1 protein-coding gene is annotated in these 1,069 nt (G+C 74.7%); it reads left to right on the top strand.

From position 1 onward, the window contains the following. The first annotated feature begins 205 nt into the window (after window positions 1–205). A complete protein-coding gene (locus tag AB0M28_RS40465; protein ID WP_365415840.1) occupies window positions 206–619 on the top strand; it encodes a hypothetical protein in 414 nt (137 codons plus the stop codon). Window positions 620–1,069 lie beyond the last annotated feature (450 nt).

Genomic DNA, 1,069 nt, shown 5'->3' with positions numbered 1-1,069 from the left:
GCCCCCCCCCCCGCCCCCGGGCCCGGGGCTGTCGTGCATAGCTCCCGCGGGCGATCGGTGCGGATGCCGGTGTTCCCGCAGGTGTGCGACGGGGCGCAGCTCACACTCGGCCCGACCGGCTCGCGGCATAGGATTCGCACAAGCGACGGCACGTACCCACGTTCCGGCGTGCCACGTCCGGGCCGGCTGCGGAGGACCTGTGTTGTTGACTGGTGACGGGGACCACCGTACGGACCCGACCCGCGTGTCCGGCCCGGTGGGCGGGGCCGCCCACGACCACGTCGACCGGCTGGTCGACGCCGCCCGCCAGGCGTGCCGTGACCTGGGGCAGGCAGTGGCCGACCTTGACGCGTTCATCGTGAACATGGGCGAGGCATGCCGTGAGCACTTCACCACCGGCGTCATGCTCAGGACCGACGGCGCGGCGGTCTGGGCGACCTTCCAGGACACCGTGAAGTCGACGCAGGAGAGGCTTTCCGACCTGCGCACGGAGGTGTTCCGCACGGCCGTGGAAGAGGCCGGGATCACGTACGCGGAGATCGCCCGCCGCACCGGCCACTCCCGGCAGCTCGTCGCCCGCGTGGCCAAGTCGTCGCGGCCGGAAACGGGCCCCTGCTGAACGGCCTGGTGGAGACCGTCTTCGCCGGTGACGGCTCGGGCCTCCTCACCGGCGGGACCACCGTCGAGGTCGAACTCACCGACGGCACGGTGCACACCGCCACCCTCGAGCTGCCCCCGGTTCCCCCGAACTGCCGGCCACCGCGGAGGAGTTCGCGGCCAAGCTGGCCGACCATGGCGAGGACGTCCCCGCCCTGCTCGACGGCATCGACTGGAAGTCCGCCGCCGAACTGCTGCGCTCCGCCTTTCCCGGCACCACGACGGAGACCCGGTGACCTGGGACCGGACGGGCTGCCGGAGCACCTGCCCTGGCTGCAGGGCTGAGCCGTAAACGCAGGGGCCGCCGTACCCCGCCCGGTGGCGGGGGGGGCGGGGGCGCGGGGCCGCGCGGGGGGGGTAGCCGAGGGGGGGGGCGCGGGGGGGGGGCGCGGCCCGGAGGCGGAGCCGCCGG

This window comes from Streptomyces sp. NPDC051940 (genome assembly GCF_040680895.1).
Classification (GTDB): domain Bacteria; phylum Actinomycetota; class Actinomycetes; order Streptomycetales; family Streptomycetaceae; genus Streptomyces.
The sequence above is the reverse complement of the archived record's forward strand: the minus strand, read 5'-3'. Positions and strand labels throughout refer to the sequence as shown.